This window comes from uncultured Roseobacter sp. (assembly GCF_947495275.1).
GTDB lineage: Bacteria > Pseudomonadota > Alphaproteobacteria > Rhodobacterales > Rhodobacteraceae > Roseobacter.
Window position 1 is genome coordinate 80,310 of sequence record NZ_CANLYL010000001.1, and the last position, 26,534, is coordinate 106,843.

Below are 26,534 nucleotides of genomic sequence, written 5' to 3' on the forward strand. Positions count from 1 at the left end.
GGAGCGCGCAAGATGCCTACAGAAATTCTCATGCCCGCCCTGAGCCCGACCATGGAAGAAGGCACATTGGCCAAATGGCACGTCAAGGAGGGCGACACGGTGTCGTCCGGCGACATCATGGCCGAGATCGAAACCGACAAGGCCACGATGGAATTCGAGGCGGTTGACGAAGGCACCATCGGCAAGATTCTGATCGCGGAAGGCACCGAAGGTGTTAAGGTTAACACCGCTATTGCGATCCTGCTCGAAGATGGTGAGAGCGCGGATGATATCGATACATCCGCGCCTGCGCCGGAGGCCGCACCGGCGGCTGACGCGGCCGCTGAGGCGGCTCCGGCAGAGAGCCCCGAAAAGGCCGCTCCTGCCCCCGCTGCTACAAAGGGTGCTGACGGCAACCGCATCTTTGCCTCGCCTCTCGCCCGTCGCATCGCGGCAGACAAGGGCGTCGATCTTGCAACGATCAAAGGTTCAGGCCCGCATGGCCGCATCGTCAAGGCAGATGTGGAAGGGCTCAGCACCTCCGCCGCACCTCAAGCGGCGACCGCGGCTCCCGCCGCAGCATCTGCCCCTGCCAAGGCTCCCGCCGCTGGCCCAGCCGCCGACGCCGTCATGGCCATGTACGAAGGTCGCGAATATGAGGAAATCAGCCTCAACGGCATGCGCAAAACCATCGCCGCGCGCCTGACGGAAGCCAAACAGTCGATCCCGCACTTCTACCTGCGCCGGGACATCGAGCTGGACGCCCTACTGAAATTCAGGGGCGAGTTGAACAAGCAGCTCGAATCCCGAGGCGTGAAGCTGTCGGTCAATGATTTCATCATCAAGGCCTGCGCGCTGGCGCTGCAATCCGTCCCGGATGCCAATGCCGTTTGGGCCGGTGACCGCATGCTGAAATTGAAACCCTCTGACGTAGCCGTCGCCGTCGCCATCGAGGGCGGGCTCTTCACGCCAGTTCTGAAAGACGCAGAGATGAAGTCACTCTCGGCCCTTTCAGCAGAGATGAAAGACCTCGCAAGCCGCGCTCGCGACCGAAAACTGGCACCGCACGAATACCAGGGCGGCAGCTTCGCAATCTCAAATCTGGGAATGTTCGGCATCGACAATTTCGACGCGGTGATCAACCCGCCGCATGGTGCGATCCTCGCAGTGGGTGCCGGTGTGAAGAAGCCGGTTGTTGGCAAGGATGGTGAATTGGGTATTGCAACGGTTATGTCTGCCACGCTCTCGGTAGATCACCGCGTTATTGATGGCGCTCTGGGCGCGCAACTCCTTCAGGCAATCAAGGACAACCTTGAAAATCCAATGACGATGCTCGCCTGACGCACTTGGCGTTGGAATCAATAAGGCCGGGATTATGATCCCGGCCTTTGCATTCTCATAAAATTGGACTTAGCTCTCAGGTCCAAACATATGGTTCATCGAGATCGAAGGTTGATCGCATCCCGCTTCACCAACGATCCGGGCCGGAATCCCAGCCACGGTTTTGCACTCAGGCACTTCTTCCAGTACCACCGAGCCTGCGGCAATCCGGCTGCAATGACCAACCTTGATGTTTCCAAGCACTTTCGCGCCGGCACCGATCAGAACCCCGTTGCCGATCTTGGGATGGCGATCTTCTTCTTCCTTGCCCGTCCCGCCAAGCGTTACCGAATGCAACATCGAGACGTTATCTCCAACGACCGCTGTTTCACCGATAACGATTGAATGCGCATGATCAATCATGATCCCCTGGCCAATTTGAGCGGCCGGGTGAATATCAACGCCAAAAATCTCTGAAACACGCATTTGCACGAAATAAGCCAAATCGCGATGGCCTTTGGTCCAAAGATGATGGCCTACACGGTAGGCCTGCATGGCCTGGTACCCTTTAAAGTACAAAATCGGCTGCAATAACCGGTGGCAAGCAGGGTCGCGCTCGTAAATCGCAGCCAGATCTGCCCGGGCAGCCTGAACCAGGGACGGGTTTTGGGCGTAGGCCTCTTCGACCATTTCGCGCACCACCACCATTGACATCTCATTGGACGCCAATTTTGCGGCAATTCGGTAAGACAAAGCCTTTTCGATGCTCTTATGGTGCAGAATACAGGCGTGCAGGAACCCGCCCATTAACGGCTCATCCAGCGCAGCTTGCCGTGCTTCTGTGCAAATCTGATCCCAAACAGGATCCAATTTCGCGATGTTTGGTCTTGGTTCGGCCATGGCGAATGTCCTTTTTTTCGATTCTTACCCTATGTAAGAACCAATTCACAAACGCAAACCCGTGATGACCTCCATTCAGGAATGAAATGGCTGTCGGTTTGAGATTTCAGGACATTTGTCCGCATAGGATGGGCTTGCACGATTGATTTCCCGCACGATATCGAAAACAGATCATCGCGATATGTATCGAAGCAAGACACCGATACCGATAAGTGAGCCGTCAATAAACGATCAGATCACGGGTTGAGCCAACGCCGTAGACGGCTGAAATCTGCCCAACCTGCACCGTGAATGGGTTTACGATGTCATCCTCGATCTGCTGCTGCAAGGCGTATTGCCACTGCGGTTGCGCGGTTGTTTCCTCGCGTACAACCAGATCATTTTTGATCACTCGGACGAGATAGGCTTCTTTTTCTTCCCCAAGTGGGACTTCGGGGATGTCCCAGCTGTCCCCGTCAACCCGTGTTCGGCGAATCCAGTCAACCAACAGTGAGCCATCGCTTTGTCGTTTCGCATGCAAATGCACAGGCGCATAAGGGCGCAACCCATTCCCATCGAAACTCTGTTTTTCTTGGATAAAAGATGCATCATCAACAGGTCTACGTGCAGGTCCAATACGGTAGGTTTGTTCAACACGTCGCAGATTCCGGCTCAGGTCAATTTGCGATGGCAAACCATTTAAGAGAACAAATGATGAGCCAGCCGGCCAACTTTCGGGCATGTTGCCATCCGTACCCAACTGGCCCCGCAACCTTTCGCTGAGCCGATAGGTTTTTTCCCCAATCAATTCGGCATGCCTGAATTGGAACACTTCCCAATTGTTGGGGTGTCCGTCACCAATCGCCGCCAGATTTGCCCCACTCAATGCCGCATGAAGGTCGACCGAACTGAGCGACCCGCTGGCCAGTGTCACTTCCAATGGCGCCCCACGGTCCAATCGTCCCGCCGACGCTGCGCGTAACTCGGTTTGCGTCGTCCCCACGATTGACCGTGCGGACACCTGACTCAACAGCTTGAAATCACTATCGGTGGAGGACTGGTAGACCGCCACCGATCCGGGCCAGGGTTGTGCCGTGACTGCAATATGAGGGGCATAAGGATTTTCATCCCCCGTGATGAGTGGCAAATCTAGGAACAGTGAATCAACCGGAACAGGCGGGACCACGGGGCGCGCGCTTGGCGCCTCGTCCGTCATCGTTGAGGGTGTGTAGACATCCGGCTCAATTCGCACCGCCTCGACAATCTGCAACATGCCCTGTTCGACCCGATCAATTCGGTAGAGTGCTTTTCCGCCGGTCTGTTCACCACCCAACTCAACAATATCACCGGCACCCACAGTCAAACACGAAGGCGGCAGCGCGAACCGAATGGCGTCCCGCGCAATGCGCGCTTCGGTCAACCACCGCTCTGCGACTTGACGTCCCTCGACCCGGGTCAAGGCAATAGGCATCTCTGACGTCGAAACTGAGTGGGTTTGCTCATCGGCCAGCACAGCTTCCTCTGCCAACACATCAAATTCAGCGTCAGCCTGAACAAACCTCAGTCGGACACGACCGGCCATTTCAGCCTGTGCAGCGCGCGATTGTTCGACGGCACCGTCCATTTCATTGCTCAATGCCAACATGTTGTGATCCAGGGTAACGGCGCCCCGCCCGTCCCGCATCTTGAACGTGAGCGTTCCGTCCCGCTCCACCGCATCAAATGAGTAGCGCAACATCAAAGGCTGGAGAGAGGCGCGTGCATCGTTTACATCGTCCACCAGATATCCGCGAACAGTCCCATAGAGTTTACTGGCATCAAAATCGGTCAACCCCGCCTTTGTGCAAACCTCGGCGACCACAGATGCAAGCGAACGCGCAGACGTTCGCCCATTCAGCCAATGACCCCGGCCATAGTTTTCTGAATCGCTCCACAACGAGGATGTGTTTGGGAAATATGGATAGGGACGCGCATCCCATGCCCAGACAAACGCCCGGTCCATATCAATCATTGGCCCCCCATAAAGGCCGGACGAGGGATTGTTCTCAGAGGCACCCCAGTAGGTTACCATCGCTTTCAAGTATTGAGCCTGCATGAAGTCATCGCGCGCGCCGTTGGAGTATTTCGGCAAGCTACTTTCGGACGATTTGGCGTCCACGAACTTGTTGGGCTCATTGGTGCCCTTGTCGATGGCAGCACAGCCCATTTCAGTGAACCAAATTGGTTTGGATCCAGGTACCCAGGCCGTCGGGGATAAAGACCGTTGACCGTCAACCCGCTCGTGATGGGGGTTTGACCACCAGTTTCGAATGTCCTTGTAACGATAAATCCACGGCTCACCGTGCGCTATGTCCTCAATGGGCGTGCGTACCTGGTTGTCCTGATCCTCCTGCGACGCGTAGTACCAGTCATACCCCTCGCCGCCAGCGACGTTTCCTTGCAAATACTCTATGTCGTAGATCGAGCCTACATCAGCATCAAGGTGGTCCTCTCCGTCTCGCCAATCCGACAAAGGCATGTAATTGTCGATCCCGATGAAATCGATATTGGGATCCGCCCAGAGCGGGTCCAGATGAAAAAACCGGTCGTTGGAGCCGTCTTGCGGTTGGTAGCCGAAATACTCGCTCCAGTCCGCCGCGTAGCTGATCTTCGTGTCTGGTCCCAGTATGCTACGGACTTGCGCTGCCAGCGCCCGCAACCGTTCAACCGCCACGAACGTATTTCCGGGCCCTCTGATCTGTGTAAGGCCCCGCATTTCAGAACTGATGCAAAACGCTTCGACACCGCCTGCGAGTTTACATAGCGCCGCGTAGTGCAACACAAAGCGCGACAAGGTCCATTCCTGCGGGCCGGAGTAGCTAACCTGCCCACCGGCAATTGAGTAATGTGCTGCAACTGCCGAGCCAAAAAACGCATTCACTTCGGCTTCAGCGCTTGCCGTACCGTCCGGTGAACCCTCAACGCCGGGTGCAATGGAAAGAGTGATCCTGCCGCGCCACGGCAGCCGTGGCTGTGTCGCCTCCGGGTCGTACGGGTTCTGCAAGGCGTTGTCAGACAACTGATCCATCAAGATGAACGGATAAAACATCACTTCCTTGCCAGCGGCATGCATGGCCTGAATAGCCTGAATAACGGATTGGTCTGTTGGAGTGCCGCCGTAAATCGGACGTCCGTCCTCTTGCGCCATTGCTCCGGCCGTCGCTCGGCTGAGCCCCGCGACCGACCAGGGCATATTCTCGCCCTCGAACTGCTTCTTTTCGACCTTGGGCTGAAGGCTGCAATTCCCGCAGCGTAGGTCATTTCCGAACCATGACACCACCAAAGAGGCCGCCTGACAATTTGGCAACTCTTCGACCAACGCATCCAGAGAGACACAAAAATCCGGTTTTTCTGCCGGGGTGTTCACGTTCGCACTCCACCGACTTCCCGGCCCGTTTGTATAGTGAACTGGCGTGGTTGCGAGAGAATATTCTCCGGTACCGGGAATCAAGGCGACGCTGCGGACACCGTAGGTGAGCGATTGATCCGCATCAGTTTCTTCCACCTGTTCCGGGCGGGAGACTTCAAACGAGAACTGCGGAACGCGGTTACCAAAGCGATCAAGATTGAGATTTTCGATCACCACGTAGGCCGTGCCACGATATGCGGGCACCATTCCGGCACCTTCAATTGCCTCCATCAAGGGGTCAGGGAGTTGATCGGCATTCCCTTTGTAGATGCGCAAATTCAGGTCATCAGGCGCGATTTCTTCGCCATTTGCCCAAATTCGGCCAATCCGGGTGATCTCACCTTCGCAAATCGCCAACGCCAGATTGACTGAGTAGGAATAGCTGCGCGTTTGTGGCTGGCTCGGTGCCCCTTTGCCGCCGCCACCGCCACCGCCTGTAACGGTCACCGTTTCTGCAAAATCTGAGGCCCATATCACCTGCCCGCCAAGCCGCATCCGTCCATAGACCTGAGAAATTGCTTCCCCCTCGCCAACGCCAGACAGTCGAAAGCGATCAACACGCCCCGTTGACACCGCTTCAGACCCCTGCCCGAGCAGTTTTTGGTCTATCACCTTGCCGAGGGTTGCCCCAACAGCGCGACCAATAACGGCTGTGGAAAGCCCGGCCACGGACCCTCCAATGGAACCACCAACTGCGGCACCAACCGCCGAAAGAACTATCGTTGCCATCAGCTGACCTCCTCAGGGAATTTAAAACGAGCCACAATTCTCCGCCGCCAAGGCAAACTTAACGGGCTCTCGGTGACGCAATGCCCCGAATACGCATGAATGAAACTGGCACGAGCACCGACGCGACCGGCAACCCCGAGATGTTTGGCGACAGCGCCCGCGCGCATCCGAAAGAGCAAAACATCGCCCGGCGCCTCATCATCCAAGTGCTTCCTGTGCAAGTGACGCAAAGCTGCCTGCCAAAGCTGTTCATCGCCCTGAACCTCCGACCAATCAAACGAATATGCGGGTACCTCTTCGGGTTCCGCCCCGTGTAGTTCGCGCCAAATGCCACGCAACAGGCCCAGGCAATCACTTCCAGCGCCTCGTAGCGAAGACTGATGGACATAAGGGGTCCCAATCCAGGAGCGCGCGGTTTGAACCACTCGATCTTGTAAATCGGTCATCTTCGACTGCCACCGGTGTTCGCGCCGGTTGATTTGGGCACGGCGAGCATCCAGTCTTCGCCCGGAACATCTGGAAATCCTTGAAAATTGGCAAAGTTTGCGAATTTGAGACGGCAGGTTTCGCTGCGCTTGTCACAACCCGCGATCAACCTCACGGTCGCCCCTGGTACGATTTCTGCGCGTATCGGCTCCCATAGCTCGATGACCCGCCTGGCACCTTCGAAACGGTCGTGTTTGATCATGCCCCACAATCCAGCAGCATCGCCGGAGAGAAGCTCCAGCCGCCCGCGGGCAAACCACCCTGCATCAAACCCAGTGAAATCAGACCAACTCAGGATACGCGATTGCTGGCTCTGCTCCACGGGCAGGTCAATGAAATTCCCGGGCGCGGTCAGATCCACGCCGCAACTTCTATCTCCTAGAACCGCCGTGCAGGGTTTTTGAAAAACCCGCCCTAACGGTCGATTCAATGCCTCAGTCAACCCTCGCAACTCGGCCTGAAACCCACCATCCGCCCGCCGAAGCTCTCCGATCATGCCGCGGAACTGCAACCATCGCTGCGATGTATCCGTCCAATTGACCAGCCATGCGCGGACTTGCGCTTCATCAAATCGACCTTGCTCGATTTCATCCTCACGGATGGAAATATCACTGAGCGCGCCCAGAGCTTCGGTGTTATCCACCGAGAGGCCTGTGCTTTGTGACAATGCGAGTGCGCTCAACCCGGTATCAGCCCGAAAGGTGATCCCATCGAAACTCAATTCCCGATCATGATCGGTAAATCCCATCACTACGCCATCTTTTCGCGTGATCGCCCAAGCGTGCGCGACCGTCGTAAGTCCGCTTTCAAGATGCGCCTTTAGGTCATCGTTCATACCAGCCATCAGATCCGTACCTCGACAATTGGCACATTCGGAACTTCACCCGCCTGAAAGCTGGCGATGCTGGTCTGGATGCGATCTGTATCAAAACGGACTGGAACATCGAACTCGAAACCGGCGGTGACAATGGCCCCTGCAGCCGGAGCCACATTGAATGTAATGACACCGGTTGCAGCGTCGGCGGTATAATCTACCGTGTCCTGCATTTCGCTTCCCGCAACGCCTATACGGATGGTATCGACAACCGGCTTATTGATCGGCCTCACATAGTTATAGGCCCCAGAAGTATAGGTCTTGAGCAACTGAAATTCAGTTTGAACCCCGTCTCCCGTACCGATTTCCTGATCAAATGCAGTGACGTCCAGGGAGGGCTTGCTGGATCGGTAATCGGACCAGTCCTTCCAGCGAAACGCAAAGAGCTGTCCATACCGGGCTTCAAAAAAAGCAATCATGGTCTCAACATCGTCAAGTGATCGCATCCCCATGCCTGCATCATAGCGTCTGCGGGAATGCGCCCAGGGTGAGTTGCGCTCTTCGAAACCGTTGCTGATTGTAACCACATCCGTGCGTCGCTCGGGGCCGCCTACGGATCCAAAACTTAGCGTTGCCGGAAATCTGACTTCGTGAAACTGCATCACTTGCTTCCCTCAATGTTACCGATTGCGTTGTCCGCGCCCCAAAGCGCGTGACATCTGTGCGGCGATCTGGCCCTGGCTGCGTTGAAACCCCTGAACGTCTGGCGTGGTGATGTTCATGACCACGGTCTGACCGCCCCCGCCAGCACCTCTGACGCCGAGCTTCCCGTCCGGACCCCTTGCCAACGGCATGATTGCTTCGGGCCCGGCTTCACCCATGATGCCCATGCCGCCACGCATACCAAAGGGCGTCGCACCGCTGACAATTCCGCCGGTGGCAAAGGGCATTACACGGCCCTGACTGAAAGGCGCGCCATCTGCAAAAGGCAGAATGCTACCCACCAGCCCATCAACGCCCTGTGCCAGCAAACCGCCAACATGCTTTGTCACCGGACTGATCGCCGCGTTGTATGACGTGTTGATCATGCTCTCAGCGAGCGTCTCCAATGCATCAGACAGGTTCAGACCGTCAAAGATCACCCCATCAAAGGCGCGCTTTAGCCCGCGGCTCAGACCACGCTCTAACACGGCGATATCTCTGCCCGTTGCCTCTAGAGAGGTCTTCATCCGACGTAACTCACTGTCGAAGCCGGTGACCAGAACGCTGGTCTGGGCGAGCGTGTCGTTCAGCCCTTCCGCGCGGTCTTCAAAATCGTCGAAACTGCTATCATCAGTCATCGCGCTCATCCTTATTCGTTTTGTCCGGATAGGCTGCCATCAAGGCTTCCAGACCACTGCCCAGCAAGGGCCCGGATTTCGACGGGTCGCCCACCATGATCTGCAATTCCGCAGGCGTAAGATTCCAGAAGGCCTCTGGTGACAATCCGCATCCGCGATAGGCCACCCGCATCAAGGAGGGCCAGTCCAGACCGCTCATGTCCCCGCTACCGTGAACGCCCTTGCCAGCAATTCGGCAGCTGCTCTTGCAGCCGCAATCGGGCCGCCGGCAATAGTGCCGTGGTAAAGCGCGTCATCCTCGATGTCGCATTTGCCGCCACGCAGCCCCGCCTGGAGCAGATCCAGAACATCCTGGCTGGTGAACTGGTTGCTTTCAAAGCGTTCAACCAGCGCCATTAGAGAAGGCTCCTCCAATGAGTTCTCCAACTCGGCCAATGCTCCCAGCGTCAAACGCATGACATGGGTCTGCCCGTCGATTTCCAAGGCCACATCGCCCCTCCAGGGATTTGCCATGATCAGATTGCCGTGAAGCTCAGTGAACCGGCACTGGCCAAAGACAACTCGTAGGTTGCTTCACCGTTATGGCTGCCGCCGTATTCGATTGCGGTGACCTGAAACGGCCCTTCAACAATGCCGAAATCAGGGATAACCACCTGGAAATTCGGCGCCTCACCATCGAAAAACAACTGGCGCGCGCGCTCGTCCGTCGCCGCGTCGCGGAAGACACCGGAACCGCTGATCGACACGGAGCGTACGCCGGCACCAGAAAGCAGTTCGCGCCAGCCCCCCTGGCTTTCGAGACTTGTGACATCAATGGTTTCAGCATTGAAACTGACGCGCGTCGCGCGCAAGCCTGCCAAAGTTGTAAACTGGCCGTCGGCCGCCATATCGACCTTGATCAGAAGGTCTTTTCCGTTTTGAGCACCCATCGGTAATCTCCTGTTTGAATTCAAAAGTTATTGGTCTTCGACCCTTGCGCGGAAACGCAGCCGGATTTCCCGACCCGCATTCTTGTCAATGCGTCTGGCGTCAGCGCGCGAGAAACGCAGGTAAACGAGGCGACCACGCGTCAACGTCAGATCCGCGTTTTGCAATGCATCCGAAACGGCGGTGGCGACCTGTTTTGCCCCAGCAAAACCTGGTTGCGTCGTGATCACCGAAATATCGATGGTGTGCAGAGCGCCATCACCCGTCTGATCGGAGGCGTCTTTCACCTGCTCACGACCCAAACTCACGTAGGTTTCAGGCAGATTACCGCCTGGCACAGCATCGTAGATGTCACTACCCACCAGCGCCGTCAGCGCGGCATTAGTGGTGAGAGCCTCGTAGATGGCGGCCTGAAGTGCGCCCGACATGGCATAGCTCATACAACGACCTCCTCTGTGGCAAAGCAGGTGATGTAGCGCCCGTCAGGATCTTCATCTGCGACCGCCTGAACGAGATAATACCGTGCACCTTCCCGAAATCGCTGTTCTGGTTTCGGTCGGTCCGGTGCTCCAAATGGGGCGCCCCGAACCACGATACGGTAACTCGTCGCCGAAATCGGCGCGCCGGATTGGGCTGCCTCTTTTCCGGTACGTGCGGTGACCTGCGCCCAGAGGGTTCCCAAGGGGTGCCAGGTTTCAACGTAGCCGCCTGCCCCATCCGAATCCCTCATCGGGCTCTCGAGCACGAGTTTCCGGTTCAGTCGCGGCGTCTTCATCGGATCGCTCCAGGTCCCAGTCGCAGGACCTTGTAGCGCTCAATCAGGCTGGTCACGCCGAAGGGCATGCAGCCATCGCTCAACGACGTTTCATGCCGGTATTCGTAATAGTGTGAAGCCAATAGCATGACGGCCTGACGCAGATCTGCCGGCATATCCGCCCAAGCGGTCCCGTACCCGGCTTCGAATTCAATCAAAGCGGACCCCCCTTGCGGGATAACAGGCAAGCAGGCCCCGGTGGACCTCAATCTCGGGCGCTGGCCATCACGCTCCAACCAGTATTGACCGGCATCCACTTCGTCCTGAGAGCCGTCTCTCGCGACGGTCCAGACATGGCTTAGTGCCGACACCGGGGCCACCGGCAGCACCTGAGCATCGCGATCTCGCCAGAACGTCAACGACCAGCTGAAAGGGCGTGTCATCAAGACTTTCCCGGTGCGCGCTTCGATGGCAGCCATCGCGGCACGCAAAAACCCACTTAACACTTCATCCTGTGCGCTATCTTGACCAAAGCTGGTGCCCAGCCGCAGATGCGCTTTGAATTCTTCGACGGGTAATGCCGCATCAGGCACTGTCGTCTCTTCGATCAACATCATGGAATGTCTCCAATTACTCGCTCCCGTCTTTTCAGGAGCCGGGCGCGCACCCATCCGCATTGCTCGGTCGGAGGGGAGCAGCTAGACAACGCAAATGATGCCGGCGCGCACCCGGCCCCGATGCGAGGGCGGAACCCTCGCATCGGTTTCGTCACTCCTGTTTAGGAAGTGCCGAATTTCAGCAGTTTGATGGCTGCAAAGTCGCTCACATCACCGCCCACGCGCTTGGTCGCATAGAACAGGACGTGTGGCTTGGCGCTGAACGGGTCACGCAGGACGCGCAGATCAGGACGTTCGGCGATCGTATAACCCGTAGCGAAATCACCAAAGGCAATCGCAGTCGCATCGGTTGCCGCATCGGGCATATCTTCAGCGATCAGGACTGGGTAACCCATCAGACGTGCCGGTTCAGCAGCGGCCAAGCCATCGGACCAAAGGAAACGACCGTCATTGTCTTTCAACTTGCGAACAAGGCCGGCTGTCTTCGAGTTCAGCACAAATGTTGCGTTGGCGCGGTATTCCGCTCCCAGCGCATAGACCAGATCAATGATCGAATCTGCTGTGACATCGCCGTTTTGTCCTGTTGGCACGTAGCCAAGATTTCCCCAGGCCCAGACATCATTATCGACCATTGCGTGGTTCAAGAAGCCGCGTGGCTTGTCAGTACCGTCACCGTTGACAAATGCAGAGGCTTCGGCCCGCGCAAACTTGTCGGCAATACGACCCGCCAGCCAGTTTTCGATATCGAATGCACTGTCATCCAGCAGGCGCTGCGAGGCCTTGGGCAATGCGCTCAACTCATGCAGCGGAATGGTGATGCGGTCAAGCTGAGGTGTGTCAGTCTCTACCGTCGATGCCGTTTCGGTGGCCCAACCTGCGCCCACATCGGTGTGGTCAACAAGAACATCAAAGGACGTGGCCTCAACATTGACCACTGCGGCAATGGAACGGATGGACGCCGTTGCGTTCAACACGGAATTGACAGAATCAGATGTCTGCGGATCAACCAGATACCCACCATCAGAATTTACCGCAGTGGAAAGGGATTTTGCATCCAGTTCCAGCCCACGCAACCCATCGTCATCGCCCGAACGCAGATACGCGTTGAAGGCTTTCTGATGCGGTGCGCCTGCATCGGTGGCTCCGCCAAGCGGGGTACGTTGTGGGATGTGTGTCTTTCGGTCCAGCATGGTCAGTCGCTCTTCTGTTTGTTGCAGTTTTGATTCAATATCGGTTTGGAAGCTTTTGAAATCAGTGACAAAGCCGGTCACGGCCTGTCTGACGTCCTCAGCGGGGGACAAACCTTCCCCGCCCGCCGTCTTGCGTTCGGTCTTGCTCATGGGCAGTTCCTCAATGTGGTGGTGTTGAAGCCGCATATGGAATGCAGCTGTGACGACAGGTGCGCGTTAGCGGCGCGCCAGATCAGCGCGCGCGCCTGCAAAGACGGCGGCCATGTCACGCAAGGAGCGGTCCAGGTCGGTTTCCTCCGACTTTCCCGCAACCCGCGCACTGGGCAACATTGGAAACGTCACCAAAGACACTTCCCAAAGCTCCAGTTCTTTCAAGAGCCGTTGGCCCTTTGAATTCTTGGTGGCCTTCGTTGTGCGATACCCGATTGACAGTCCATCAATCGCGCCCGCTTCGATCAGGACAGCCGCTTCACGTCCCTTGGCGACATTGTCCAAGAGGCGTCCCTTGACCCACAGGCCTTTGGCGTCCTCGCGCACCTCATCCCAAATGCCAATGGGCTGGGTCGGATCGTGCTGCCAAAGCATCTTGACCTTGGTGCCCTTGGCAGACAAGGCCTTCAGCGAGTTGGCATAGGCTCCGGCCTCGACCACATCATTGCCCTGATCCACATCTCCGAAAAGACTGGCGTAGCCGCTGATCACATGACCGTCCTCGACCTCCAGCGCCTCGCCGAAACGGGCGAACTTGCGTTCCAGCCCGGTTTCCGGTCCTGTATCGATGCCCATGGCTTCTCTCCTCATACTCTCAATAGTGTTCTGCTCGTTCATGGCACGGCCACCAGAACCGATTGCAACGCCTCTGCCAGGATCATGGCAACGATCCCGTAGACCGTCAGCCACAGCCGCTTCTCCAGCCGCTCCATCATCTCTTCGACGCGGTCGAGCCTGCGCATAAGATTGGCGTGTTGGATTTCGGCAATCTTTTCATGGGCTTGCAATCGCAAACCCGGTGCGCATTCAAAGCGTTCCACAATGGCCTCACTCATCCGCACTCAATGCTGGTAGTCCCAGCAGTGCCCGTTTTTCCGCCTGACTGAGGAAATCGGCCTGCGCGACCCTGTTCCACTGCGCGTCCCGTTCAGTGGCCAGTGCTGGCACCTGATCAAGATCGGGTTTCAGTGCCAGTGGCTCGCCGGTATAGCCCTCCAGCCAATTGGCCAGCGCCGCTGTCACCCGGGTCGCCAATGGCAGCACAGTCAACCGGTAAAAGGCGCGGTGCGCTTCTTGATAGTTCGCATAAGTGGCGTCACCCTGAATCCCCAGAAGCATTGGCGGGACACCAAAGGCGAGCGCAATCTCCCGTGCCGCTGCCTCCTTGGTCTTCTGGAACTCCATGTCAGAGGGCGAAAAGCCCATCGGTTTCCAATCCAACCCGCCTTCCAGCAGCATCGGACGACCTGCGTTACGCGCGCCCTGATGGTGGCTTTCCATTTCGCTCACCAAGCGCTCATATTGATCCGTTGCCATGGTTCCCTGGCCTTCGGCCCCGCGGTAGACAATGGCACCAGACGGGCGGGCAGCGTTGTCGAGCAGAGCCTTTGACCACCGGCTGGCAGAATTATGAACATCCACCGCCATGGCTGCCGCCTGCATCGGGCTGAATCCGTAGTGATCGTCCTGGGGGTGGAAACTCTTGATGTGGCAAATCGGCGTGACCGCACCACTTGCGTCAAAACGATGCTTGCGTCCGCCCACGGCGTATTCATAAGCGATCGGCCAACCGTCGCCACCCGGCACAACGCTCATGCGATCAGATCGCAAGACATGTAGCTCGACAGGCGTTGCGGCATCATCTGCCACGGCTTCGACGTAGCCGTTTCCGGTCAACAGCAGCTGCGCGTAAAGTGCTTCCAGCAACTCCGCCCGGCCCTGCATCGGGTTGGGGCGCGACACCAGTTCCAGCAGCGGATGGGTCTGATAACGCTGTTCGGCGTCCTGCAGAACCAAAGGTAATGCGGCGGCGGCTTCGGCAATCAATTTTACCGACCGAAACCCGACCGGGTTGCCGGAAAAGCCGGTGCGGGTCAGAGACACCGCGTCTCGCGGGCTCCAGGCCACGCGACCGGAGCTTTGATATGCCACAACCGGCCCGGTAGCGCTGGCCTTCTGCTCTGGCGCCTCCGTTGGCACGTCGCGCTTTAGAAACTCAAAAACCATGTCGTTTGCTCCTCATATGATCGCTGGCATGCCAAATCGCCCGCACCTCTTGAACGGTGCCTGGGTCCCGATCTTGTTGCCTCATTTGTGTCGAATTTTATTTACAAAGGTCTGAAAGCACCGTGCGCTGCTTTCGTTCTGGTAAAACCGCTATATTTTGTTGGTGAATCAGCGATTTACAAAGAGCGCACCCGGGGCGCGCGCCACTTGGCGGCGGGTTCGATCATCAATTCATGCAGGGCCCAGACGAGCGCATCCACCCGGTCCGGAGATCCCTTGCCCTCAAATCCCTGAAGGGTCATTTTGCACATCTGGTCCTCAAGGTCGTCGAGACCCGGCATGTGTTTCACCCGGCCCTGTTCATAAAGCGCTGCAACCGGCTCTGCGCGTGCCACCTTGCCTCGGCTCGCGTGAACGCCCTTGTAGGGCACCAGTGGGTCGACCTGACGGATCACCTCCGCAACCATCTGCCCCCCCTGATTGACTTCGGCTACCAGCCGATCCGCCCCGAATTGCTCCATCGCGGCAATGGCGGCCTTCGCCCAGGCAGCGGGTGATGCCGCTGTGACCGTGCAGTCCGCCAAAACCACGGCGCGCCAATCCTGCGGTGGCCCCGTCATTTTGACACCTGCTACGACGATCCCGCATTCATCCGACGCAGACCCTCCTGTGGTCGCGGGATCGACCGCCACCACAATGCGGTCCAGATCAGGGGTTTTGCGGATGCGGTGCGCCTCTATCCCGGTCGAGGTCCAAAGCGCGCCTTCCGCGTCTTCCAGCAAAACGCCATCCAGTTCCTGACGCCCGAGACGCGTGCCTTTGTAGCGCGCGCGGACCTCTTCCAGGAAGGACGCCGCCAGATTTGCCGCGTTTGCCTCGGTGGGCGCCTGTGTCAGCACCGTTGACGGCGATTTCAGTAACGCCTTCAAGACACCGACGTTGCGCGGGGTCGTGGTCACACAGACCTGGGGTTTATCCCCCAGCCGCAAGGCGAATTGCAGCATGTCCCACGTCTCTTCGGCCTTTTTCCATTTGGCCATCTCATCCACCCAGGCCGCATCGAATTGCGGTCCACGCAGCCCTTCGGGATCGAAAGCCGAATGGATCGATGCGACGGCCCCGTTTGGCCAGACAAGTCTCTTGCGACCGGCCTCCCAATCCGGTCGCCTGTCAGGCGGCGAACAGGCCAGAATGCCGCTGTCGCCAAAGATCATGACCTCACGGACCTGATCAATCGTTTCTCCCACGAGGGCCACACGTTTGGCGCGCCCCTCGTCTGTTGGTCTTGGCCCTTCTACCTGAGCACGCACCCATTCGGCACCTGCCCGCGTCTTTCCGGCCCCCCGGCCTCCCATGATCACCCATGCGCGCCAGTCTCCCTCTGGCGGCAATTGGTGTTCCATGGCCCAAAATTCGAACAGGTAAGGGAGAGCCAGAAGCTCTCCCTCGTTCAGTTCATTCAGAAATTGTTCCTGTAGGTCGCGTGCAGCGGAGCCGAGCCAGCTTGCACCCAATCTCAGCCCGTGCTCTTTCGAGATCGAGGGCGTAGCCCCCACGGGCAATACCTGCGTGTTTGCTGCGGCATTCGACAAGGCGGTTCTCCACTTTCTGGCATGTTTCAAGCAGCGACACGGCTTGCGTCACTGTCTTGTTGCCCTGCACAGTCTGCTCTCCATCTGTTGCGCGGACCCGTTCTCTCAGGTCTTCAAGTTCATTGCGCAAATCCTGGATGGATCCGATGACCGAATTCAGAAGGTCTTCGGTTTGCGACTCTACGAGCTCTGGGGTGATTAAAGTCATTCAGGTTCTACCTCTCATGCGCGTAGTCTCCGCACGAGAGAAACGAAAAAACGACCCGTCGGGATCACTCCCGGGGTCGTTTGCCCACTTCTTCTAGCATGTCACAAGGTATACGTGTAACCGTTCGCAAAGTCAAGGAAAATCAAATTGTCGTAATCCTCTAACCGTACGGTGCCATTAATAAATTTCTTAACACAACACACGCATAGAGGTATTCGAGGCTGGCTTGCCAATACCGCTAATTCAGGGAAGTCCGCAGCTTTCAAGCGGTTCCGAGCCTATTGATTTGCGCGCTCTGCTTCAATCTCACGCCACTTGGCAACATTGCGATTGTGCTCCTCAAGCGTCTTGGCAAAGGCGTGGCCGCCGGTGCCATCCGCTACAAAGAAAACGAAATCTGTCTCCAATGGTCGCGCCGCTGCCTGTAAACTTGCGGCACCGGGATTGGCGATGGGCGTGGGCGGCAAACCTTCGATCACATAGGTGTTCCAGGGCGTGGCGGCGCGCAACTCGCTCTGGCGCAAGCCCCTGCCCAGAACACCCTGCCCCTTGGTCACGCCGTAGATGACCGTCGGGTCCGTCTGAAGTCGCATACCGCGGTTAAGTCGGTTCACAAAGACGCTGGCGACCTGACCGCGCTCTTCTGCAACACCGGTTTCTTTTTCAACGATGGATGCCAGTACCAACAGTTCTTCAGGCGTCTCAACCGGCAGGTCATCCGAGCGGTTTTGCCAGGCCTGGGCGACGCGCAATTCCTGGGCCGCCTGCATCTGTTGGATAATGTCGTTGCGATCATCACCGGGGCGTAGCTCATAGCTGTCGGGTGCCAACGACCCTTCTGGCGGCAGTTCAGCTACGCTGCCCTCCAGCACATCCATTGATTTCAGGCTTTCAACAACCTGCCAGGAGGTCACACCTTCGGCCAGCGCGACGCGGAACCGCGTGTCGGCCTGTGCTTTCTTTTCAGTGTAGATTTCGGGCGTCTCTTCTTCAGCGGGCGTGAACGCCACCCGTTCTTCGAACCGGTTCGTCTCCGGATCAAGCTCGCGCACCTGCACGCCCAGACGGTTTACACCAATCCTGTAAACGACTTCGGTGCCGCATGTGCTCGCCCCGCCGCGGGTCACGATATCGACGATTTCGGCCATCGATGCACCGGGGCCGACAAGATAACTACCAGCCTTGAGTTGCGATGTTTTTTCCGCGTAGTCCGCGCCTACCCGGAAAATGGTCGCGGAACTCACCGCGCCCTGATCCTCCAGCGACCGGCTGACCCGGCGCATGTTGGTGCCGCGTTCGACCTGGAGACAGATCGCCTGATCCAGCGGCCCGACGGCATCATACTGCCCCTTCCCCCAGAGGATCACGCCGCCCATCAGAAACAGCAGCACAATCAGCATGGTCACCGCGTTAGACGCGATATGTCGCCACATCAGCTGGTTTTCCCAAAGATCACGCTGGCGTTGGTGCCACCGAAGCCAAAGGAATTCGACAGCGCCACATCCACTTTGCGTTCACGCTTGGCATTAGGAGCAAGGTCCAGCTTTGTTTCTACGGCAGGGTTATCGAGATTGATCGTCGGAGGTGCCACCTGATCACGGATCGCAAGGATGGAGAAAATCGCCTCAATCGCGCCCGCAGCCCCCAGCAGATGGCCGGTCGACGATTTGGTCGAGGACATGGTCACGTTGCCCGCGTGATCCCCCAGCATCCGCTCGACGGCACCCAGCTCGATTGTGTCCGCCATGGTCGATGTGCCGTGCGCGTTGATATAGTCGATATCTTTCGGCTCCAGCCCTGCATTGTTGAGCGCGGCACGCATGGCCCGCTCTGCACCGTCGCCATCTTCCGCCGGGGCGGTAATGTGATAGGCATCTCCGGAAAGACCGTAACCCAGCACTTCGGCGTATATCTTGGCACCGCGCGCCTTGGCGTGCTCGTATTCCTCAAGCACCACAATGCCCGCGCCTTCGCCCATGACAAACCCGTCGCGATCCGCGTCATAGGGGCGGCTGGCTTTCTGCGGCTCATCCCCACGCTTGGTGCTGAGCGCCTTGCAGGCGTTGAAACCGGCGATACCGATCTCACAGATCGCCGCCTCTGCACCACCCGCGATCATCACATCCGCATCCCCATGCTGGATCAGGCGACTGGCATCGCCAATGGCATGCGCACCGGTGGAGCAGGCCGTGACAACCGAATGGTTCGGGCCGCGAAACCCGTATTTGATCGAAACCTGACCCGAGATCAGGTTGATCAGCGCGCCGGGCACAAAGAACGGGGAGACGCGACGCGGGCCTTTCTCATTCATCATGATCGCAGTATTGGCGATGGAATTCAGCCCACCGATGCCTGACCCGATCAGCACGCCGGTACGCTCAAGGCTTTCGCGGTCTTCCGGCTGCCAACCTGCGTCCTGCACCGCCTGTTGGGCAGCGGCCAATCCAAACAGGATGAAAGTGTCCACTTTGCGTTGGTCTTTTGGCTCCATGTAGGTGTCGGCATTGAAGGTGCCGTCCGACCCATCACCCAAAGGCACTTCGCAGGCGTATTGTGTAACCAGTTTACTGGGATCAAAACCCGTGATCGGCCCCGCCCCGGATTGGCCGTCGAGAATACGAGACCAACTTGCCTCAACGCCATCCGCCAGTGGTGTGACCAGGCCCAGGCCTGTGACAACTACTCTCCGCATCGTAATGCCCCTCTCAATTTCGTCCCCCCCATACAGTGCGGAGAGGTTTTTGTGCAAGTGCGCAGACGGCACTGCGGTCTGACCGGATTCTATTGCGGCGGACCTTTGCGTGCCAGTAACTTAACGGCACTTTCTTCATATTCAGCGTCGCGAAGGGCTTCATATCCCAATGCCTCGGCAATTTTCAGCGATGCGCTGTGCTCCGGGGCGATCATGCAGACCAGCCGTCCGGTAACGACCCGGTCAAACCAGTCATGGGCGGCGCGCACAGCCTCGATACCCAAACCCTGTCCGTGTGCTTCCGGTGACAACACCCAACCCGCTTCAGGGAAATCATCAAAATCCTCTCCCAGATTACGTTTGGCGTAGAAGAACCCGACCTGTCCGGAAATTTCTGGTTCCCGGTGCCGCTGGATTGCCCATTGGCCAAATCCGGTGATCTGCCAATGCCCGGCATTGCGCAAAAAGCCGTCCCAAGCCTTACTGCGGGACCAGGGTTCCCCATTTATGTGTTCCACCACTTCTGGTGTCGACCATATTTCGGCATAGCGGCTGAAGTCTTCGGCGCGCATACCGCGCAAGGTCAGCCGCGACGTGTTGATTGTGGGTATCGTGCGCGACATTTCGCAGCCTCTGCTCTGTTTGCGGGGTTTGGCGCCCTCTTTGGCCAGATTTGCGCAAGAGCCGCCCTAAATTCAACCCCTCCGCGAAATATCATAGCAAAAGGCGCCCCTCCTCGCGGAAAGACGCCCTTTTAAAATACATCGCCGGGCACCCCCGGCGCGCCATCAGGAGGCTTCGCTAATGAACTTCACCGCGTCGCCAAATGTTTGAATGGTTTCGGCGGCGTCATCGGGGATTTCGATGCCAAACTCTTCTTCGAATGCCATCACCAACTCAACAGTGTCGAGGCTGTCTGCACCAAGATCGTCGATGAAAGAGGCATTTTCCGCCACTTTGTCTTCTTCAACACCAAGGTGCTCAACAACGATTTTCTTAACGCGATCTGCGATGTCGCTCATAATAGTCCCTCATTCGTTCGGGCCATACTGGCCCCTTTCGGTTGTCCGCTCAAACCGGTGATTCCGGCCAGGTCGAACGTTTGCCCCAAAGGGGCGGCTCTATCCGGTTCAGCGTAGCGTCCGCCCCGCCTCAATCGGTTCGATCAACATGCTTCATGTCACATGCCGGGTCAAAACTGCGCCCCCTTTAGCACAAGCGGCCCAGATGGCAAACGCATTGTGCACACTCTTTGAGCGAGGCGCAAATCTGACCTACAACATGGCCATGCCGCCGTTTACATGCAAGGTGGTACCAGTCACATACCCCCCTTCCTCGCTGGAAAGATAAAGGACGGCGTTGCTGATATCTGCCGGTGTTCCCATACGTCCGGCGGGAATTTGCCCCATGATTCCCGCTTTTTGATCATCTGTCAGCTTGTCGGTCATCGCCGTTTCGATAAATCCGGGGGCCACAGCGTTCACCGTGATTCCGCGGCTCGCGACTTCATAGGCCAGACTTTTCGACATGCCGACCATGCCCGCCTTGGACGCGGCGTAATTGGCCTGGCCGGGGTTGCCGGTGGCACCCACGACGCTTGAAATATTCACGATCCGGCCCCAGCGCGCCTTCATCATGCCGCGCATAACCCCTTTGCAAAGCTTGAACGTTGCCGTGAGGTTCACGTTCAATACGGACTGCCATTCATCGTCAGACATGCGCATGAAAAGATTATCGCGGGTGATGCCCGCGTTGTTGATCAGGATATCGACGGCACCCATCGCCTCGATTGCCTGTTTGGGCAACGCTTCCACGGCGTCGAAATCACTCAGGTTGCACGGCAGAACATGGGCGCGTTCCGCCAGTTCAGCGGCAAGCGCCTCCAACGGTTCAACCCGCGTCCCCGAGAGACCAACCGTTGCGCCCGCAGCATGCAATGTGCGCGCAATCTCCGCGCCAATGCCGCCCGATGCGCCCGTCACCAGCGCGGATTTCCCTGTCAAATCGAACATTCAAGCTCTCCCAAAGTCAAAGTTTTGCGCCGAAGTGCCACGACCGCTGACCAAGTTCAACCGAAGGTTGGCAGCGAAAGGCCAAAGCCTAGGCGGCGTCCAGCACGGCCCGGATATCATCAGGTGCCCCGATATTGCGCTGCGTGCTCTCCTTGGCAATCCGGCGGATCATGCCGCTGAGCGCCTTGCCCGCCCCAATCTCCCAAAACGCCGTCACCCCCTGCTCGGCCATCCATTCAACGGATGTTTTCCACCGCACCTGGCCCGTCACCTGATCCACCAGCAAAGAACGGATCGCGGATGTGTCCGAAACCGAGGCCGCCAGCACATTCGACACAAGAGGTACCTGAGGACGTTGCATATCAACGTCATCCAGTGCGCGCGCCATTTCGGCGGCAGCGGGTGCCATCAATGAACAGTGGAAAGGGGCGGAGACCGGCAGCAGCAAGGCCCGCTTGGCACCCGCCGCTTTCGCCAGATCAATCGCACGTTCAACCGCCGACTTGCTGCCCGACAATACGTTCTGGGCGGGATCATTTTCATTGGCGACCTGACAGACGTCGCCCTGTGCAGCCTCTTCGGCCACCTTCTCAGCAGCGTCAAAATCAAGCCCCAGTACCGCGGCCATTGCGCCCTCACCCACCGGAACGGCCTGTTGCATAGCCTTCCCGCGGGTTCGCAGCAACCGGGCCGTGTCTGCGATCGTGAAGGTTCCCGCCGCGGCGAGCGCCGAATACTCCCCAAGCGAATGGCCGGCAACAAAGGTCGCCTGGTCCAAACCGATACCTTCGGCTTGAAGCGCGCGCATCGCGGCCAGGGACGTCGCCATCAACGCTGGCTGTGCGTTTTCCGTCAGTGTCAGCGTCTCAATATCGCCGTCCCAGATCAGAGCGCTAAGCTTTTCGCCCAAGGCCTCGTCCACCTCATCAAAAACCGCCCGCGCTGCCGGATAGACTTCTGCCAGTGCTTTACCCATGCCGATGGTTTGCGCACCCTGACCGGGAAAGACAAATGCGTTGCTCATGAAAACGGCCCCTCTTTCTATGTTCCTTGGAACCGGCTTAGCCTGCACAAGCGGTTGAGGCAACGGCAGAACCATCGCGCATCCGGATTGTCGGCTTCAGCGATCAGCCCGTCGCGGATTTTGCAAATTGCTCGCTGACGCGCAAGCCTTGTGCGGCCGCGACCATTGCGTCCCTCTTCTTACCCGTTACATGTTGTCCATCGTGGCAAAGCCCTGAGGTTTATGATGTCCCTTACCAATACCGCAACGCATTACGGCGCGATCACCAAGGTTTTTCATTGGCTGACAGCCCTGCTGATCCTCACGCTGATCCCCTTGGGCATCTACGCCAATGGCCTGCCTTATGAGACTTCGGAACAGCTGGCCCAAAAGGCGTGGATGTTCTCACTGCACAAAACGCTCGGCGTGACCGTTTTTTTCGTCGCGCTGGCACGCATTTTCTGGGCATTCAGTCAAGAAAAGCCCGGGCTGCTTCACCCGGATCGTAAGATCGAAAGCCTTGCCGCCGAGACCGTGCACTGGCTGCTCTATGGATCGTTGATGCTGGTGCCGCTTGCCGGCTGGATCCACCACGCCGCCACCGATGGCTTTGCACCGATCTGGTGGCCCTTGGGTCAATCCCTGCCGCTTGTGCCCAAATCCGAGGCCGTGGCCTCCGTGTCCGCAGGACTTCACATCGTCTTTGAACGCGTGCTGGCCGCTTCGATCTTCTTGCATATCGCGGGTGCCCTCAAACATCACCTGATCGACAAGGACGCCACACTGCGGCGTATACTGCCCGGTCGTCCGGAGGTGGCAAAGGCAGGTGGTGGTCACCGGCTTGTGGCCCCCTTGCTGGTTGCGGTCGCGGTCTGGGTCGGCGCGCTTGCCATCGGAAATACCCTTGGTCTTTACGCGGCCCACGGGCCGACAATCACGGCTGCCGCCTTGGAAGATGTGCAATCGGACTGGCAGGTGCAGGAGGGCGAGATCACTATCGCCGTGCGCCAACTGGGGTCCGACGTTGAGGGTAGTTTCGCGGAATGGACGTCAGCGATCTCGTTTGATGAAAGCGTCACGGAGGGCAAAGCGGGATCGGTCGAAACAACCATCTCAATCGGATCACTAACACTGGGATCGGTGACGAGCCAAGCTTTGGGGGCGGATTTCTTCAATGCGGAGGCCTTCCCGACAGCCGTGTTCGCCGCGGACATCGTAAAACTGGAGGAGGACTACGAGGCCCAGGGCACATTGACGCTGAAAGAGGCGGCCATGCCGGTCACCCTGCCCTTCACGCTCGAAATCACAGAGGGGATTGCGACCATGTCAGGCAGCACAACCCTCGACCGTCGCGACTACGGGATCGGAGATAATCAGAAAGATGAAGCGTCGCTGGGGTTCACCGTCGCCGTGCAGATTTCACTGACGGCCGCGCGCGCGGAATAATTTCAGCCTCTGGACAGACAAAAAAAGCCGCGCCCTGGTCGGCGCGGCTTTTTCACAGCTTTGACGGAAAAGCTTATTCCGCCTTCATCGCTTCAATCGAGATTTTGATCTCAACTTCATCACTCACATAAGGCGCGAAGGCCCCGAGATTGAAATCGGATCGCAAGACAGTTGCGGACGCATCAAACCCCGCCCAGGGCTTGCCCGCTTGGGGGTGATCGCCGGTCTGGTTCAGCTTGGCATCCAGCACAACCGATTTTGTCACATCGTTCATTGTCAGATCGCCAGTGATCTTGGCTGTATCATCGCCCGTCAACTCAATGGCCGTGGATGAAAAGGTGATCATGTCGCCTTCTTCTGCACCAAAGAAATCCCCGGACATGAAATGCCCTTCGCGTTTTTCCCACCCGGTGAACATGCTCATCACCGGCATCGCCACGTTTACCGATGAGGCCGCGGGATCGGCTTGATCAAACATGATCTCGCCTTCAAACCCGGAGAACATCCCGTAGGTGGTCGAAAATCCCAGGTGATTGTAGCTGAACAACACCTGACTATGGCTGGCATCAAGTACATATTTTTCAGCGGCGGCTGACGCCATGCCTGCCGTTGCGGCCAATGCGGCGGCGAGAATAAGTGATTTCATTGGGGAACCTCCTGAAGATAAATCCATGGGGGTTATGTGGCACTGTCGGCCCATAAAGCAATTGCGCAGACCTCAACAGAAATTGCGCGCTGGCGAACAGCGCGCTTTTTCGCCGATCTGAAGGGATGATCAGAGTTTGCCAGCAACCCGCAAGGCGGTCACAAGACTGCGGTGCGCCACGCGGTCACTTGCGGCTACCTCGGCCAGTAACGCATCGTTCTTGCCCCAGAGCTTCACGTAAGTGCCGGAGTTTTCGACGTTGGTCAGATCCTTGAAGGCACATCTGTCCAGGACGAAACGGTCCTTGCCCCGTGTTCGCACCAGCCGCACCTCATGACGGATTGTATCCACCTCGACCCTGGGCGCCGCCGGGCGCACGAACCCTTGCAACAATGCTATCCCGGCCATGCCGCCTACGGCAGAGGCCAAGAGTTTGAAAAGCATCAATTCGTGATCCCAACTCGCGCCTGGCGCAAACCACAAACCCAGCGCTGTGAGGATCAACGCAGCACCGATCACACCCTGCGCGCTGCGCATCAGCATCCGGCTACCGTCAGTGGTTCGCACCGGTTGCGGTGCAATGGACTCAAAGCTGACTGGATCGACTGTGCTGGACATGCGCTTTCCTCTCTTGGTTAACGAGCAAAGAAACGCGCAATCAAGACGCAAATAAGACAGCTTTCGGGCACCGTCAGGGCCATTTCGTGGAGCATCGCGCGAATGCCGCTTATATCATCCCGGCCATGCAGGCTTGCGTGCTCCGTCAAAGCGTGTATATCGGCGCTTCCTTTTGCAAAACGATTTAACCGCGCAGTCTCTCGTGGCGGGGCCGCAAAAGGAGTAACGGCCTCACCTTTGAAATGCGCCTTGATATAAATGAGGAAGCTACATGCCTAAATATGAGCATGTTATGATCGCGCGTCAGGACCTGTCCAACACGCAAGCCGAAGGGCTGATCGAACATTTTGGCGCCGTCCTGTCCGACAACGGCGGCGCACTCGTGGATCACGAGTACTGGGGCGTCAAAACGATGGCCTATAAGATCAACAAGAACCGCAAGGGCCACTACGCCTTCCTACGTTCGGATGCTCCGGCACCGGCCGTTCAGGAAATGGAACGCCTGATGCGCCTGCATGATGATGTGATGCGCGTGCTGACCATCAAAGTCGATGAGCACGCCGAACTGCCGTCGGTACAGATGCAGAAACGTGACGAGCGTGAAGGCCGTCGCGAGCGCCGTTGATCAACTTTAGGACAAGGACATAACCCATGGCCGCTAAACCATTTTTCCGCCGTCGCAAGGTCTGCCCCTTCTCGGGCGACAACGCACCCAAAATCGACTACAAAGACACCCGTCTGCTACAGCGCTACATCTCTGAGCGTGGCAAGATCGTGCCGTCCCGTATCACCGCAGTCTCTGCCAAGAAGCAACGCGAACTGGCCCGTGCCATCAAACGCGCCCGTTTCCTGGCCCTGCTGCCCTACGCTGTGAAGTAAGGAGACAGACATGCAAGTTATCCTTCTCGAACGCGTCGCAAAACTGGGCCAGATGGGCGAAGTCGTCGATGTGAAACCCGGCTATGCGCGCAACTTCCTGCTGCCGCAGGGCAAGGCACTTTCCGCGTCGAAATCCAACATCGAAGCCTTCGAGCAGCAAAAAGCGCAGCTTGAAGCCCGCAATCTGGAAACCAAGAAAGAAGCAGAATCGCTGGCAGAGAAACTCGACGGACAGCAGTTCATCGTGATTCGCTCCGCCTCCGATGCTGGCGCGCTTTATGGTTCCGTCACAACACGTGACGCAGCCGAAGCTGCAACCGAAGCCGGTTTCTCAGTTGACCGCAAACAGGTTGTTCTGGCGCCGATCAAGGAGCTGGGTCTGCACGAGGTGCAAATCGTTCTGCACCCCGAGGTTGACGCGACAATCGAACTGAACGTGGCACGCTCCGCTGAAGAAGCCGAGCTGCAAGCTGCCGGTAAATCCATTCAGGAACTGGCTGCCGAAGAAGAAGCCGCGGCTGAATTCGAAATCGCGGAACTTTTTGAAGACATCGGAGCCGCCACGTCTGAGGATGAAGATCTGGCCGAAGCGGTTGCCGAGCCTTCCGAGGACGATCAGGACGACGCAAGCAAAGCCTGATCCGCGTTCTTCGCTTCAAAGAGAAAGCCGGGTGCCGCAAAGGGACCCGGCTTTTTCATTTTCAACTCTGATGTGTTAGGCCACGGTCATGGCACACC

General features: G+C 57.7%; 30 protein-coding genes. 5 read left to right on the forward strand and 25 right to left on the reverse strand.

The window, feature by feature from the left end; genetic code table 11:
- Window positions 1-12 precede the first annotated feature (12 nt).
- Window positions 13-1,320 carry a pyruvate dehydrogenase complex dihydrolipoamide acetyltransferase gene (locus Q0802_RS00400; RefSeq protein ID WP_298911956.1) on the forward strand — a complete coding sequence of 436 codons (1,308 nt, stop codon included), beginning with the start codon at window positions 13-15 and terminating at the stop codon, window positions 1,318-1,320.
- A gap of 69 nt (window positions 1,321-1,389) precedes the next feature.
- Here Q0802_RS00400 and cysE read toward each other — a convergent pair whose 3' ends face one another.
- The 23 genes from cysE to fabD form a co-directional block, all read right to left on the reverse strand.
- Entirely contained in the window at window positions 1,390-2,199 is an 810-nt protein-coding gene (gene cysE, locus Q0802_RS00405) for a serine O-acetyltransferase (protein ID WP_298911958.1), read from the reverse strand.
- A 220-nt stretch (window positions 2,200-2,419) separates the two neighbouring features.
- Window positions 2,420-6,355: a glycoside hydrolase TIM-barrel-like domain-containing protein gene (locus tag Q0802_RS00410; protein WP_298911960.1), complete on the reverse strand. Its 3,936-nt coding sequence runs from the start codon at window positions 6,353-6,355 to the stop codon at window positions 2,420-2,422.
- On the reverse strand, window positions 6,355-6,801 hold the full coding sequence (locus Q0802_RS00415; RefSeq protein WP_298911963.1) for a peptidase: 447 nt from the start codon (window positions 6,799-6,801) through the stop codon (window positions 6,355-6,357). Before Q0802_RS00415 ends, Q0802_RS00410 begins: the two co-directional genes overlap by 1 nt.
- The gene (locus Q0802_RS00420; protein ID WP_298911966.1) at window positions 6,798-7,685 is read right to left on the reverse strand and encodes a DUF2163 domain-containing protein; all 888 of its coding nucleotides are present in this window, start codon (window positions 7,683-7,685) and stop codon (window positions 6,798-6,800) included. The genes Q0802_RS00415 and Q0802_RS00420 overlap by 4 nt, the downstream gene beginning before the upstream one ends.
- Entirely contained in the window at window positions 7,685-8,317 is a 633-nt protein-coding gene (locus Q0802_RS00425; RefSeq protein ID WP_298911970.1) for a DUF2460 domain-containing protein, read from the reverse strand. The genes Q0802_RS00420 and Q0802_RS00425 overlap by 1 nt, the downstream gene beginning before the upstream one ends.
- Before the next feature lie 18 nt (window positions 8,318-8,335).
- Window positions 8,336-8,995, reverse strand: a complete 660-nt coding sequence (locus Q0802_RS00430) for a phage tail tape measure protein (RefSeq protein ID WP_298911973.1) — start codon at window positions 8,993-8,995, stop codon at window positions 8,336-8,338.
- Window positions 8,988-9,194: a rcc01693 family protein gene (locus Q0802_RS00435; protein ID WP_298911976.1), complete on the reverse strand. Its 207-nt coding sequence runs from the start codon at window positions 9,192-9,194 to the stop codon at window positions 8,988-8,990. The genes Q0802_RS00430 and Q0802_RS00435 overlap by 8 nt, the downstream gene beginning before the upstream one ends.
- Window positions 9,191-9,508: a gene transfer agent family protein gene (locus tag Q0802_RS00440; RefSeq protein WP_298911979.1), complete on the reverse strand. Its 318-nt coding sequence runs from the start codon at window positions 9,506-9,508 to the stop codon at window positions 9,191-9,193. Before Q0802_RS00440 ends, Q0802_RS00435 begins: the two co-directional genes overlap by 4 nt.
- Window positions 9,509-9,510: 2 nt before the next feature.
- Window positions 9,511-9,924 (reverse strand): phage major tail protein, TP901-1 family, encoded by a 414-nt coding sequence (locus tag Q0802_RS00445; RefSeq protein ID WP_298911981.1) that lies wholly within the window; start codon window positions 9,922-9,924, stop codon window positions 9,511-9,513.
- Window positions 9,925-9,951: 27 nt separating this feature from the next.
- On the reverse strand, window positions 9,952-10,362 hold the full coding sequence (locus Q0802_RS00450) for a DUF3168 domain-containing protein (protein ID WP_298911984.1): 411 nt from the start codon (window positions 10,360-10,362) through the stop codon (window positions 9,952-9,954).
- Complete coding sequence (locus Q0802_RS00455) at window positions 10,359-10,697, reverse strand: phage head closure protein (protein WP_298911987.1); 339 nt, start codon at window positions 10,695-10,697, stop codon at window positions 10,359-10,361. Before Q0802_RS00455 ends, Q0802_RS00450 begins: the two co-directional genes overlap by 4 nt.
- Window positions 10,694-11,293: a head-tail connector protein gene (locus Q0802_RS00460; protein ID WP_298911990.1), complete on the reverse strand. Its 600-nt coding sequence runs from the start codon at window positions 11,291-11,293 to the stop codon at window positions 10,694-10,696. Before Q0802_RS00460 ends, Q0802_RS00455 begins: the two co-directional genes overlap by 4 nt.
- Window positions 11,294-11,454: 161 nt before the next feature.
- The gene (locus Q0802_RS00465) at window positions 11,455-12,633 is read right to left on the reverse strand and encodes a phage major capsid protein (RefSeq protein ID WP_298911993.1); all 1,179 of its coding nucleotides are present in this window, start codon (window positions 12,631-12,633) and stop codon (window positions 11,455-11,457) included.
- 66 nt (window positions 12,634-12,699) lie between these two features.
- A complete protein-coding gene (locus Q0802_RS00470) occupies window positions 12,700-13,269 on the reverse strand; it encodes an HK97 family phage prohead protease (RefSeq protein ID WP_298911996.1) in 570 nt (189 codons plus the stop codon).
- Between the two features lie 38 nt (window positions 13,270-13,307).
- Window positions 13,308-13,529 carry a hypothetical protein gene (locus Q0802_RS00475; RefSeq protein WP_298911999.1) on the reverse strand — a complete coding sequence of 74 codons (222 nt, stop codon included), beginning with the start codon at window positions 13,527-13,529 and terminating at the stop codon, window positions 13,308-13,310.
- The gene (locus tag Q0802_RS00480) at window positions 13,522-14,700 is read right to left on the reverse strand and encodes a phage portal protein (RefSeq protein WP_298912002.1); all 1,179 of its coding nucleotides are present in this window, start codon (window positions 14,698-14,700) and stop codon (window positions 13,522-13,524) included. The genes Q0802_RS00475 and Q0802_RS00480 overlap by 8 nt, the downstream gene beginning before the upstream one ends.
- A gap of 176 nt (window positions 14,701-14,876) precedes the next feature.
- The gene (locus Q0802_RS00485) at window positions 14,877-16,103 is read right to left on the reverse strand and encodes a terminase family protein (protein WP_298913511.1); all 1,227 of its coding nucleotides are present in this window, start codon (window positions 16,101-16,103) and stop codon (window positions 14,877-14,879) included.
- A gap of 675 nt (window positions 16,104-16,778) precedes the next feature.
- Window positions 16,779-17,933, reverse strand: a complete 1,155-nt coding sequence (gene mltG / locus Q0802_RS00490) for an endolytic transglycosylase MltG (RefSeq protein WP_298912005.1) — start codon at window positions 17,931-17,933, stop codon at window positions 16,779-16,781.
- Window positions 17,933-19,192 carry a beta-ketoacyl-ACP synthase II gene (gene fabF, locus Q0802_RS00495; RefSeq protein ID WP_298912008.1) on the reverse strand — a complete coding sequence of 420 codons (1,260 nt, stop codon included), beginning with the start codon at window positions 19,190-19,192 and terminating at the stop codon, window positions 17,933-17,935. Before fabF ends, mltG begins: the two co-directional genes overlap by 1 nt.
- Window positions 19,193-19,281: 89 nt before the next feature.
- Window positions 19,282-19,815 carry a GNAT family N-acetyltransferase gene (locus tag Q0802_RS00500; protein WP_298912011.1) on the reverse strand — a complete coding sequence of 178 codons (534 nt, stop codon included), beginning with the start codon at window positions 19,813-19,815 and terminating at the stop codon, window positions 19,282-19,284.
- Window positions 19,816-19,980: 165 nt separating this feature from the next.
- Entirely contained in the window at window positions 19,981-20,214 is a 234-nt protein-coding gene (locus tag Q0802_RS00505) for an acyl carrier protein (RefSeq protein WP_298912012.1), read from the reverse strand.
- A 252-nt stretch (window positions 20,215-20,466) separates the two neighbouring features.
- Window positions 20,467-21,204 (reverse strand): 3-oxoacyl-[acyl-carrier-protein] reductase, encoded by a 738-nt coding sequence (fabG, locus tag Q0802_RS00510; protein ID WP_298912014.1) that lies wholly within the window; start codon window positions 21,202-21,204, stop codon window positions 20,467-20,469.
- An 88-nt stretch (window positions 21,205-21,292) separates the two neighbouring features.
- Window positions 21,293-22,228, reverse strand: coding sequence for an ACP S-malonyltransferase (gene fabD / locus Q0802_RS00515; protein ID WP_298912017.1), 936 nt, complete (start codon window positions 22,226-22,228; stop codon window positions 21,293-21,295).
- Between the two features lie 225 nt (window positions 22,229-22,453).
- Between fabD and Q0802_RS00520 the strand changes: the two genes are divergently transcribed.
- Window positions 22,454-23,653, forward strand: coding sequence for a cytochrome b/b6 domain-containing protein (locus tag Q0802_RS00520; RefSeq protein WP_298912020.1), 1,200 nt, complete (start codon window positions 22,454-22,456; stop codon window positions 23,651-23,653).
- 73 nt (window positions 23,654-23,726) lie between these two features.
- Here the strand turns inward: Q0802_RS00520 and Q0802_RS00525 are convergent, their stop codons facing one another.
- Together Q0802_RS00525 and Q0802_RS00530 are read right to left on the reverse strand one after the other, a co-directional pair.
- A complete protein-coding gene (locus Q0802_RS00525) occupies window positions 23,727-24,299 on the reverse strand; it encodes a YceI family protein (RefSeq protein WP_298912023.1) in 573 nt (190 codons plus the stop codon).
- Between the two features lie 129 nt (window positions 24,300-24,428).
- Window positions 24,429-24,917 (reverse strand): hypothetical protein, encoded by a 489-nt coding sequence (locus Q0802_RS00530; protein WP_298912026.1) that lies wholly within the window; start codon window positions 24,915-24,917, stop codon window positions 24,429-24,431.
- Between the two features lie 271 nt (window positions 24,918-25,188).
- On the opposite strand from Q0802_RS00530, the gene rpsF reads away from it, so the two are divergent.
- The 3 genes from rpsF to rplI are packed head-to-tail and all read left to right on the forward strand — an operon-like array spanning window position 25,189 to window position 26,436.
- The gene (gene rpsF, locus Q0802_RS00535; RefSeq protein WP_195822514.1) at window positions 25,189-25,542 is read left to right on the forward strand and encodes a 30S ribosomal protein S6; all 354 of its coding nucleotides are present in this window, start codon (window positions 25,189-25,191) and stop codon (window positions 25,540-25,542) included.
- Between the two features lie 26 nt (window positions 25,543-25,568).
- On the forward strand, window positions 25,569-25,796 hold the full coding sequence (gene rpsR / locus Q0802_RS00540; protein WP_005982441.1) for a 30S ribosomal protein S18: 228 nt from the start codon (window positions 25,569-25,571) through the stop codon (window positions 25,794-25,796).
- A gap of 10 nt (window positions 25,797-25,806) precedes the next feature.
- The gene (gene rplI / locus Q0802_RS00545; RefSeq protein WP_298912035.1) at window positions 25,807-26,436 is read left to right on the forward strand and encodes a 50S ribosomal protein L9; all 630 of its coding nucleotides are present in this window, start codon (window positions 25,807-25,809) and stop codon (window positions 26,434-26,436) included.
- Window positions 26,437-26,534: the final 98 nt, after the last annotated feature.

Coding starts and splice junctions, on each gene's coding strand:
- Q0802_RS00400 (WP_298911956.1), top strand. CDS start 13: ATGCCTACAGAAATTCTCATGCCCGCCCTGAGCCCGACCATGGAAGAA.
- cysE (WP_298911958.1), bottom strand. CDS start 2,199: ATGGCCGAACCAAGACCAAACATCGCGAAATTGGATCCTGTTTGGGAT.
- Q0802_RS00410 (WP_298911960.1), bottom strand. CDS start 6,355: ATGGCAACGATAGTTCTTTCGGCGGTTGGTGCCGCAGTTGGTGGTTCC.
- Q0802_RS00415 (WP_298911963.1), bottom strand. CDS start 6,801: ATGACCGATTTACAAGATCGAGTGGTTCAAACCGCGCGCTCCTGGATT.
- Q0802_RS00420 (WP_298911966.1), bottom strand. CDS start 7,685: ATGGCTGGTATGAACGATGACCTAAAGGCGCATCTTGAAAGCGGACTT.
- Q0802_RS00425 (WP_298911970.1), bottom strand. CDS start 8,317: ATGCAGTTTCACGAAGTCAGATTTCCGGCAACGCTAAGTTTTGGATCC.
- Q0802_RS00430 (WP_298911973.1), bottom strand. CDS start 8,995: ATGACTGATGATAGCAGTTTCGACGATTTTGAAGACCGCGCGGAAGGG.
- Q0802_RS00435 (WP_298911976.1), bottom strand. CDS start 9,194: ATGAGCGGTCTGGACTGGCCCTCCTTGATGCGGGTGGCCTATCGCGGA.
- Q0802_RS00440 (WP_298911979.1), bottom strand. CDS start 9,508: ATGGCAAATCCCTGGAGGGGCGATGTGGCCTTGGAAATCGACGGGCAG.
- Q0802_RS00445 (WP_298911981.1), bottom strand. CDS start 9,924: ATGGGTGCTCAAAACGGAAAAGACCTTCTGATCAAGGTCGATATGGCG.
- Q0802_RS00450 (WP_298911984.1), bottom strand. CDS start 10,362: ATGAGCTATGCCATGTCGGGCGCACTTCAGGCCGCCATCTACGAGGCT.
- Q0802_RS00455 (WP_298911987.1), bottom strand. CDS start 10,697: ATGAAGACGCCGCGACTGAACCGGAAACTCGTGCTCGAGAGCCCGATG.
- Q0802_RS00460 (WP_298911990.1), bottom strand. CDS start 11,293: ATGATGTTGATCGAAGAGACGACAGTGCCTGATGCGGCATTACCCGTC.
- Q0802_RS00465 (WP_298911993.1), bottom strand. CDS start 12,633: ATGAGCAAGACCGAACGCAAGACGGCGGGCGGGGAAGGTTTGTCCCCC.
- Q0802_RS00470 (WP_298911996.1), bottom strand. CDS start 13,269: ATGGGCATCGATACAGGACCGGAAACCGGGCTGGAACGCAAGTTCGCC.
- Q0802_RS00475 (WP_298911999.1), bottom strand. CDS start 13,529: ATGAGTGAGGCCATTGTGGAACGCTTTGAATGCGCACCGGGTTTGCGA.
- Q0802_RS00480 (WP_298912002.1), bottom strand. CDS start 14,700: ATGGTTTTTGAGTTTCTAAAGCGCGACGTGCCAACGGAGGCGCCAGAG.
- Q0802_RS00485 (WP_298913511.1), bottom strand. CDS start 16,103: ATGGAACACCAATTGCCGCCAGAGGGAGACTGGCGCGCATGGGTGATC.
- mltG (WP_298912005.1), bottom strand. CDS start 17,933: ATGTGGCGACATATCGCGTCTAACGCGGTGACCATGCTGATTGTGCTG.
- fabF (WP_298912008.1), bottom strand. CDS start 19,192: ATGCGGAGAGTAGTTGTCACAGGCCTGGGCCTGGTCACACCACTGGCG.
- Q0802_RS00500 (WP_298912011.1), bottom strand. CDS start 19,815: ATGTCGCGCACGATACCCACAATCAACACGTCGCGGCTGACCTTGCGC.
- Q0802_RS00505 (WP_298912012.1), bottom strand. CDS start 20,214: ATGAGCGACATCGCAGATCGCGTTAAGAAAATCGTTGTTGAGCACCTT.
- fabG (WP_298912014.1), bottom strand. CDS start 21,204: ATGTTCGATTTGACAGGGAAATCCGCGCTGGTGACGGGCGCATCGGGC.
- fabD (WP_298912017.1), bottom strand. CDS start 22,228: ATGAGCAACGCATTTGTCTTTCCCGGTCAGGGTGCGCAAACCATCGGC.
- Q0802_RS00520 (WP_298912020.1), top strand. CDS start 22,454: ATGTCCCTTACCAATACCGCAACGCATTACGGCGCGATCACCAAGGTT.
- Q0802_RS00525 (WP_298912023.1), bottom strand. CDS start 24,299: ATGAAATCACTTATTCTCGCCGCCGCATTGGCCGCAACGGCAGGCATG.
- Q0802_RS00530 (WP_298912026.1), bottom strand. CDS start 24,917: ATGTCCAGCACAGTCGATCCAGTCAGCTTTGAGTCCATTGCACCGCAA.
- rpsF (WP_195822514.1), top strand. CDS start 25,189: ATGCCTAAATATGAGCATGTTATGATCGCGCGTCAGGACCTGTCCAAC.
- rpsR (WP_005982441.1), top strand. CDS start 25,569: ATGGCCGCTAAACCATTTTTCCGCCGTCGCAAGGTCTGCCCCTTCTCG.
- rplI (WP_298912035.1), top strand. CDS start 25,807: ATGCAAGTTATCCTTCTCGAACGCGTCGCAAAACTGGGCCAGATGGGC.